Origin of the sequence: Curtobacterium sp. APC 4022 (assembly GCF_030407555.1) — a bacterium.
Taxonomy (GTDB): domain Bacteria; phylum Actinomycetota; class Actinomycetes; order Actinomycetales; family Microbacteriaceae; genus Curtobacterium.
On record NZ_JASDDD010000102.1, the window covers coordinates 1 to 2,637 of the forward strand.

Here is a 2,637-nt window from a genome sequence, read left to right on the forward strand (position 1 = left end):
GAGCGACCGTGCCCGACCGACCCCGACGTGGTCGGTGACCAGCGTCTCGAGCCACGGGGACCCGGCGGCGAACGAGGCGACCAGCCCGGCAGTGTCGTCGGTGCAGCCGTCCAGGACGACCGTGACGTGGATCGAAGCGTCGGGATGCTGGTGCTGGAGGGTCGTGACGGCGGTGGCCAGGGCCTCCAGGCAGGCGACGATCCGGTCCTGTTCGTCGTGTGCCGGGACGACGACGTCGAGCCGGAGCGTCACCGGACGAGTCCCTCGGTCCGGGCGACGCTGGCGACGGCCGGACCGGGCAGGACGCTGAGGACGAAGTCCGGCTCGACGTGGCGGACCAGTGCCGGGCGGGGCCAACGTGCGGCCAGGTGCGCGTCGACCGTGTCCCCGTCGGTGACGGCGTCGCTGTCCGGGTGCCGCCAGTGGCAGGCGACGAGGACACCGTCGTCGTCGAGTGAGGCCAGGACACGGTCGATCGTGGCGTCGAGGTCGGCGGGGGAGAGGTAGTAGCCGACCTCGGACATCACCACGAGGTCCCAGCGGCCGGCCGGCCACTCGGCGGGCAGGGCGGCCTGGACGAACTGTGCCGACGGCGCTCGCCGTCGGGCGCGCTCCAGCGGGGCACGCGAGATGTCGGTGCCGAGGACGGAGTCTGCCCGCTCCGTCAGCGCCGCGGTGAGGACCCCGGTGGCGCAGCCGAGTTCGAGCGCGGACCGGTAGCGGCGTCGGGGGAGGGCGGCCAGGGTCACGGCACGCTTCCGCTGCTCGTACCAGGAGCCGTCGAAGTCCCAGCCCTCGGGCTTCCGGTCGTAGTGGGCGTCGAAGGACTCGCGGGAGCGGGAGGCCGTCGTGTGCTCGTCGGTGGTGTCGGTGTCGGTGGCGGTGGCGGTGGCCACGACGCTCGGTGCCACGAACCACTCCTGGTCGCGGAGGTGGTGCCGCGCGTGCCGGTCGTCGACGATCGCCTCGTCCCCGGGCGCCGGCGAGAGGGGGTGGACCTGCGAGATGTGGGCGTCGAGTGCCCGGCGCTTCCGGTCGAGCGCGGCCGTCGACAGCGGCAGGGCGCGGAGTCCGGCGACGGGCAGGGCCGGCGCTGCCGGGTCGTCCCAGTGCCACGCCCAGACGGGGTAGGACAGCAGGTCGACGTCGGGGGTCTCGGCGGCGAGGCGCTCGGCGACCTCGCCGGCGATCCGGTGGTCACGGTGGCCGTCGCCCTGCCAGGGGGCGACGAGCAGGGTACGGCCGGGTGCTGCGGGGCCGGTTGCTGCGGAGCCGGGTGCTGCGGGGCCGCTCGACAGGTGTCCGACGAGGGTGTGCGCGAGCACCTCGGCGTGCTCGCGCAGTCCGCCGTCCGGCACGTCCAGGACGGTGGACGTCACCGCGGGGTGCAGTGCGTCCAGTGCCCCGCGGAACTCCTCGGTCCGACGGGCGCGGAGCTGATCGGGCGTGGTCGTGGGCGAGTCCGGGTGCGAACCCTCACCCCGGCTGACCAGGACGACGTGCACCGGCAGTCCGGCGTCCGCCGCGATCGCGATGAGGCCGCCGGCACCCAGGGTCTCGTCGTCGGGGTGCGGCGCGACGACGAGCACCCGGTCGTACCCGTCCAGCGCGATCGGCGTCGCGTCGACCCGGGCGAGCACGGGCGTCCAGGCGTCCGGGTCGGTCCCCGGCGCCCGGTGGTCGAAGCTCACCACGCCACACCGCCGCGCTCGAGCACCATCCGGCCCATGCGGGCGAGGTCCCGGTCGCCGTGGTCCTGCAGCACGTAGAGCTCGAGGTCGGCGACCCGTGCGGCGACGGCGGGGTCGCTCGTCAGCGGGCCGGGGCCGATCGACCGGACGACCTGGGTCCGGACGGCGTCGACGGCCCGGCGCACCCGGGAGCGGACGACCTGCGCGAGGAGCGGCCAGTCGGTGGCGTCGTCGGCCGTGCCGGTGCTGTCGTCGATCCGGCGGGCGGCGCTGGCGAGGGCGTCCTCGGCGTCGGCGAGGTCGGCGACCACCGAGCCCAGTGCGGCCCGCAGCAGTTCGGACTCCGGTCGCGCGGCGGCGTGTGCACGGAGCACTCGCGCCAGCCCGACCGCACCACCCCACCAGCACGCGGCGACGCCGATGCCACCCCAGGCGAAGCCCGGACGGCGGAGGTACCAGCCGGGTTCGCCCACCGCGCTCGCCCGGACTGCGGTGAAGTCGACCGGCCCGCTCGGCACGTCGGGCAGGCCGCGGGCGACCCAGACGTCGTCGTGCGGGACGACGCCGGTCTGGCGGAGCGACACCGCGACGAGTCGACGTTCCTGGCCGACGTGCGCGGTGACCAGGGCGTGCGAGAGCGTCGACGCCAGCGAGCACCAGGGCTTCGTGCCGTCCAGGACGACGCTGTCCGCCGCGTCGGTGTCGGTTCCGGCGTCGCGTGCCTCGAGGCGGAGGCCCGGGGCCTCGGCCGCGTAGACACCCCACGTCGACCCCGCGGGCACCTCCACCCCGGCCTGCGCCAGGATCGTCAGCGCGTCGAGGTGCGGCTCGACCACCCGTGCGGTCGCGACGTCCCCGGCGGCGACCGCCGCGAGGGTCGCGAAGACCTGTCCGGCTGTTCCGGCGACGAGCGGCGGGGTGGTGGACGCGAGGGTCTGCGCGACGG

3 protein-coding genes are annotated in these 2,637 nt (G+C 75.6%); all 3 read right to left on the minus strand.

What is annotated here, in order from left to right; genetic code table 11:
- A partial coding sequence (locus QL987_RS16820) for a glycosyltransferase (RefSeq protein WP_290158802.1) occupies nt 1–252 on the minus strand: 252 nt, incomplete at its 3' end.
- Nucleotides 249–1,694: a bifunctional PIG-L family deacetylase/class I SAM-dependent methyltransferase gene (locus QL987_RS16825; protein WP_290158804.1), complete on the minus strand. Its 1,446-nt coding sequence runs from the start codon at nt 1,692–1,694 to the stop codon at nt 249–251. The genes QL987_RS16820 and QL987_RS16825, both read right to left, overlap by 4 nt.
- Nucleotides 1,688–2,637, minus strand: a 950-nt coding sequence (locus QL987_RS16830; protein WP_290158805.1) for an acyl-CoA dehydrogenase, incomplete at its 5' end; no start/stop codon positions are given. The genes QL987_RS16830 and QL987_RS16825, both read right to left, overlap by 7 nt.